The following is a 5,579-nucleotide window of genomic DNA, read 5'->3' as shown; positions in this document are numbered from 1 at the left end:
TGGCTAGAGTTCCGCTATCTACCTCGCATGCGCCTTTGTTCCATAAAAAGTATCCAAGGCCGCTAGCTCCGATACCAAGCCAGAGCATAGCCGAGTTTAGAAGCGGCATCACCGCTTCTAGCGTTTATAAGCTTATCTCTTTTATATCGGCGATCTTAAGAAATTCCGCGTAAATTTGCCCTACGAGCGCAAGGCGGTTTTTGCGCACGAGCTCGTCCTGGGCATTTATCATTACGTTGTCGAAAAACTCGTCTATCGCGGCTTTTAGACCGAAAAGATTTTTTAGGCGTTCGCTGTATGAGCCGCCTGCTTTTACCGCGGCCTTAAAGGCGTCGTTTAGCTTTTTCTCGCTCTCATTTTCAAATTTCGCCTCATCTACTGCGCCGAAATTTTCATCCTTTATGATATTTGCCAGGCGCTTAAACGTGCTGAAATTTTGCCTAAAGTCATCTGCCGCGCAGATAGCGCCTAGAGCGTCGATCGCCTCGCACTGCGCGAGTACGTCGCCCTTTTTGCTAGCCAGGCAAGCCTTTACGACGGACGGGTTCACGTCAAAAAATGTATAAAGCCTATCAAATATAAATCCTATCAGCGCCTCGACGTCAAATTTGGCGTAGCCCTCCGCCGTCTCGCGCAAAAACGCCGCGATATCAAGGTTTAGATTTTCGTTTTGGATTATCTTTATAACGCCGTTAGCCGCGCGGCGCAGCGCATACGGGTCCTTGTTGCCGCTTGGGATCTTACCCGCGCTAAAGAGCCCGATTAACGTCTCGAGCTTGATCGCGAGCGCGACGACGGAACTAAAGATAGTGCTAGGTAGCGCGCTAGCCTCGCCGCTTGGCAAGTACTGCTCCTTGATTGCGGTTACGACGTTTTCGTTTTCGCCCTTAGCCGCCGCGTAGTAGCCGCCCATCACGCCCTGAAGCTCGGTAAATTCATACACCATCTGCGTGGTTAGATCAGCCTTGCTCAGCATCACGGCGCGCTCCAGCAGCGCCTCGTAGCCCTCTCCCGCGCACGCTTTTAGCCTATCGGCGCAGATTTTAGCCAGCCGCTTTGCGACGCCCAGCTCGCGCACGCTTTTATCGTATGTGCTGCCAAGCTCCTTTAGATAGGTGATGTTTTTTAGCTTTTCCGGACCAAACTCATGCGCCAGGTCGCTGCGCCAGAAAAACATCGCGTCGCTAAGCCTCGCGCGAAGTACTTTTTCGTTGCCTTTCACGATGAGCGCCGGCTCTGGCGAGATAGCGTTGCTAACTACTACGAAGCGATTAGCGAGCTTGCCGCCCTCAAAAACCGGAAAATACCTCTGATTTTCCTTCATCGAGGTGATGATGACCTCGCTAGGCACCTCCAAAAACTCTCGCTCAAAGCCGCCCAGCAGCGCGGTCGGATGCTCTGTGATCGCTACGACTTCGTCTAGCAGCGCCTCGTCCACCTCGACCGTTACGCCGTTTTTGGCTTCGATTTGTTTAAATTCGCTCAAAATTTTCTCTCGGCGCGCATTTTGATCGAGGATTACGCCGATTTTAGGCATCGCGGCGAAATAATCTTTCGCGTTTTTGACGGCAAATTTATCGTAGCCTACGCTTCTGTGCATGAAAATCGTATCGCCGCTTTCCACGTCAAATTTATTAAATTTAACGACCTCGTCTCCAAGCAGACATAAAAAAGAGCGAATCGGACGGATAAACTCAAATTTACCCTCGCCCCAGCGCATAGATTTGCCGAAATTTAAGCTGAGCAAAAATTTCTCGATCATATCGCCCAAAAGCTCCGCGCTAGGCTTGCCCGCGACCGGCTTTTTGTAGTAGAGCACCTCTTTGCCGCCGACGGTCTCAAATTTTAGCTCGGACTCTGCGATACCGCATTTTTTAGCAAAGCTTAGCGCGGCGGGCGTCCATACACCGTCTTTTTGCGCGACTTGCCTTGGCGCGCCGATAAACTCGCTAAATCCGTCTTCCTGACGCACCGCAAATTTCGGGTGGTAAAACGCGATCCTGCGCGGCGTGTAATAAAACTCGCACTCGCTATCTAGGCCGTTTTGCGCTAGCGTCTCGCGCCACTTCGCCGCGACGTTGCCGCACTCTTTTAAAAACGGGATCGCCGGCAGCTCCTCGACGCCGATCTCCACGATCAGTTCTTTTGTTTCGCTCATTTTTTATCCTTTTTTAAATTTTGTCTTCTTTTGCTTCTCTCAAGCGTCTGCGTGACGAATCCGCGCATCAAAAATATCATAAAAAGCACGAATGCGACCAGCACCAACGCGTCAATTATCTTCATTTTCTATCCAAATTTGAGGTTCGTTTTTATAATTCACTACGCGGACGGACGTAAAAACTGCCGCTTTTTCGTTGCGCGGTTTGCCCTTTGCTCCGTAAATTTTAATATCTCCGTATGGCGTATAGAGCCTGCCGTTTCGCACCTCGCAGCCGATACGATCAAATACGTCGCCCGCGCGCGCTTGCTTTATGTTTTTAGCCTCCAGCATCTGCTCACGTGGATCTTGCGTTTCGTCGTAAATTTTTACCGCATAATGCGAACTGATCTCAAGATTTCCCTTAAACTCGTCTAGGCGGTTTACCGCTACGTCCATGACCTGGCCGGGTTTTGCGTCGTTTTTTGGCTCGTACACGTAGATGCCGCGCTTATCTTGCGCTAGCGTAAAGCCTTTTTTATCTTTTTGCACAACCGTAGCGTGTTTTAGCAAAACGGGCAAATTTGACTTTTTTGTTAGCTCGCCAACCCGCGCTTCGGCGATATTTTGCAGCGTATTTTTAGCGTTTTTATCAAAATTTAGCCTAAAAACCAGCGCGAAATGATCCGAAATTTGCGCTCCGTCACGCTCAATCTTAAAGCTATTTAAGACATAGTTTTGGCTAAGCGCGTCTTTTGAGAGCAGGACGTGATCAAGCGCGTTTAGGCTCGTGTGCGAGTAGCGCTCGTGCTTTGGCAAAAACGCCCAGAGATTGGCTAAATTTTTGCTAGTCGCAAGATCGCCCAGCAGTTCTTTATCTCCGTAAGGCGTATTAAAATCGCCCAAAACCACGACCTTTTTGGTATCAGCTAAGGCTGATTTTAGCGTGATAAAGGCGGTTTTTCGCTGTTTTAAGGGGTTTTTTCTCGCAGGAAAATGCAAATTTAAAAGACTAAATTTTTGCCCATCCACTTCAAAATCAAGCTTTAAAATATCTCTTGTTTTTACGTTTGGAACGCTAAAAATTTGCGTTTTTTCAGGCTTTACGCGAGACAGCACGGCTAGGCCTACGGGACCGTTTTTGCCTTTTGAAAAGGCAAAATATTTATAGCCCGCCTCCCTCATCAGCTCTTTTAAAATTTGCTCGTTTTCGATCTCTTGAAGCGCGATGATATCAGCGTTTAGCTCTTTTATCTTTGCACTTACGGCTTTAAATTTGGCGCTTGCTTTTTTCTCGTTCCATTCTGATTTTCCGACGACGAAATCCTTATACTCGCTGCCGTCGTTTTTAGCGTCAAATAAATTTTGCGCGTTAAACGTAGCGATCTTTAGCTCGGCGCCCGCCGCAAAAACGGCGAAAAACAGCACTGCAAAAATGAGCGCAAAAAGCCTATTTGCCGCAAATTTCATAATGCGCTTCCAAGGCCTGACTGGGCGAAATTTTGCCTGATAGCCTCATAGGCGATGATACCTGCGCTCGTGGCTAAATTTAAGCTTCTGCCATGCTCGCCCATCGGGATTTTGATCGCGTTTGCGAAATTTCGCTCCATCAGCTCCATAGGCAGCCCCGTACTTTCGCCGCCAAAAAACAAAAAGTCGCCCTTTTTAAACTCCGCTTCAAAGTAAAATTTATGCGCCTTCGTCGTCGCGTAAAAAAATCTATCCTCGTAAGCGGCGTTTGCGCGTAAAAACTCGTCCAAACTCTCCCAAATCACCGGATTTAGTCGCGCCCAATAATCAAGCCCCGCGCGCCTAACAGCCTTTTCGCTGATATCAAAAACGGTCGGTTTGATTATATGAAGCTTAAGGTTTGCATTTACGCACATACGTCCGATCGAGCCCGTATTTTGGGGAATTTGAGGATGAACGAGGACAATATTAAACATTTAAAAAGCCGCCTTAGCCTGCGCTTTAAAAGCCACAAAAGTACTTGCCGAGTCGCTCAAATTTAGGCTTTTTGCAAAACTTATACTAAAAAGAATATTTTTATTTTGAAAATTTATATTTGAAGTTTTTTCCACTTTCGCCTCTTTAAAATAGGGCTTGATTTTAGCCAATTTGCGCTTTTAACTAGGTTAATTTTTAGCCGAGCTTGACTTTTCGTTTAAAAATTTTTCTATCGCTAAATCCTGCCTGCGCCTTATCTCAGCACCGATCGCAGCGCCTTTAAAGCCGAGCTTTAAAATCTCCGCCGTATCGATAGCGGGTTCAAATTTAGCCTCATAAACGCCTAAATTTTTAGCTCTTTTTATGAGGCTGAGCGAGTTTAGCCCGAGCCAGCTTTTTAGCGGTTTATCTAGCGCGATTTTAAGCAGCTCGCCATCGCTTGGGCGCCGCGAAAAAAACGGCTCTTTAACGCAAGCTTCAAAGCTTTTCGGCAGTGCTAAATCGTAAAAATTTTTAACGCCGAAATAGCCGTTTAAAAGATACAAAAACTCGCGCTCGTCTTTTTTGCCGTTTTGTTTAGGTAGAAATTTAACCGCACTTTTTAGCTTTGCGGCAAATTTTTCCGCCTCGGCGCGGCTCAAATTTAGCCCGAAAATTTTACCCAAAAGACCTAGTTTATAAAGATACAAAAAGCCAACCTCTTGAAATTTGGCGCCAAAAAGCTTCATCAGCTCGCCGTTTATGCGCTCTCGGCTAAGGTCGCTGATACTTAGGCGTTTCATCAGCCCCAAACTATCGCGCGCGATACGGAAATTTAGCCGTGCGCTAAACTGCACCGCCCGCAGTACGCGCAGGCTATCTTCGGCGAATTTTTCATCGTCGATATGGCGCAAGATGCCGCGTTTTAGGTCGCACTCTCCGCCGTAAAAGTCCAAAAACGAGCCGTCAAAGATATTTATCATCATCGCGTTTACGGTAAAGTCTCGGCGCAAAGACGCCTCGCGCTCGTCATCGGCGTATGCGACTTCAAAGGCCTTGTGCCCCTCGCTCGTTTTGTTTTCGGTTCGCGGTAAGGAAAGGTCGAAATTTTTAAATTTATAAACGAAGTAGTTTTTGCCCACGCCGCAAGCGCCGATTTGCGCCATCAGCGCGTCAAATTTAGCCGGGTCGATACCGTAAATTTCAACGTCAAAGTCGGATATTTTTTTACCGAGCATCGCGTCGCGAACGCAGCCACCGACGATATACGCACGCTTGGTGTGCGGCGCTAGAAAATCTCGCAACCATTTTAGATTTTTATTTTTGCAGATTTTCGAGCCGATTTTCGACATTTGCCAGCACGAATTCTAAAAATTTAAGCGTGAGCGAGAGCCTGTCTTTTAGATTTTCCTCACTAGTTGCGTTTAGCCCTTCAAAAAGCACCAAAACGCGCTCTTTTAGGTTTTTTAGAAATATCTCCTCGCCCGTAAAATTCGCAACCTCGACTTCAAAGGCT

The 5,579-nt window shown here is 47.3% G+C and carries 5 protein-coding genes and 1 pseudogene; all 6 read right to left on the bottom strand.

Going from position 1 to position 5,579, the window contains the following annotated elements; genetic code table 11:
• Positions 1-124: 124 nt before the first annotated feature.
• Positions 125-2,158, bottom strand: a complete 2,034-nt coding sequence (gene glyS / locus Q0314_RS10755; RefSeq protein ID WP_298058895.1) for a glycine--tRNA ligase subunit beta — start codon at positions 2,156-2,158, stop codon at positions 125-127.
• Entirely contained in the window at positions 2,155-2,283 is a 129-nt protein-coding gene (locus tag Q0314_RS10750) for a hypothetical protein (protein WP_298058893.1), read from the bottom strand. Before Q0314_RS10750 ends, glyS begins: the two co-directional genes overlap by 4 nt.
• Positions 2,270-3,607: an endonuclease/exonuclease/phosphatase family protein gene (locus Q0314_RS10745; protein WP_298058891.1), complete on the bottom strand. Its 1,338-nt coding sequence runs from the start codon at positions 3,605-3,607 to the stop codon at positions 2,270-2,272. Before Q0314_RS10745 ends, Q0314_RS10750 begins: the two co-directional genes overlap by 14 nt.
• Positions 3,604-4,083 (bottom strand): tRNA (cytidine(34)-2'-O)-methyltransferase, encoded by a 480-nt coding sequence (locus Q0314_RS10740; RefSeq protein WP_298058889.1) that lies wholly within the window; start codon positions 4,081-4,083, stop codon positions 3,604-3,606. The genes Q0314_RS10745 and Q0314_RS10740 overlap by 4 nt, the downstream gene beginning before the upstream one ends.
• Positions 4,084-4,272: 189 nt before the next feature.
• The gene (locus tag Q0314_RS10735; protein WP_298058887.1) at positions 4,273-5,415 is read right to left on the bottom strand and encodes a CCA tRNA nucleotidyltransferase; all 1,143 of its coding nucleotides are present in this window, start codon (positions 5,413-5,415) and stop codon (positions 4,273-4,275) included.
• Positions 5,381-5,579 (bottom strand): annotated as a pseudogene (locus Q0314_RS10730) (GlcNAc transferase); the annotation flags it as partial. The pseudogene Q0314_RS10730 and the gene Q0314_RS10735, both read right to left, overlap by 35 nt.

This window comes from uncultured Campylobacter sp., from assembly GCF_938040115.1.
Classification (GTDB): Bacteria; Campylobacterota; Campylobacteria; order Campylobacterales; family Campylobacteraceae; genus Campylobacter_A.
Note: the sequence above shows the minus strand (reverse complement) of the source record. Positions and strands in the feature narration are given on the sequence as shown.

Excerpts from the sequence above, each read along its gene's own strand:
- glyS (WP_298058895.1), bottom strand. The coding sequence starts at position 2,158 with ATGAGCGAAACAAAAGAACTGATCGTGGAGATCGGCGTCGAGGAGCTG.
- Q0314_RS10745 (WP_298058891.1), bottom strand. The coding sequence starts at position 3,607 with ATGAAATTTGCGGCAAATAGGCTTTTTGCGCTCATTTTTGCAGTGCTG.
- Q0314_RS10735 (WP_298058887.1), bottom strand. The coding sequence starts at position 5,415 with ATGTCGAAAATCGGCTCGAAAATCTGCAAAAATAAAAATCTAAAATGG.
- Q0314_RS10750 (WP_298058893.1), bottom strand. The coding sequence starts at position 2,283 with ATGAAGATAATTGACGCGTTGGTGCTGGTCGCATTCGTGCTTTTTATG.
- Q0314_RS10740 (WP_298058889.1), bottom strand. The coding sequence starts at position 4,083 with ATGTTTAATATTGTCCTCGTTCATCCTCAAATTCCCCAAAATACGGGC.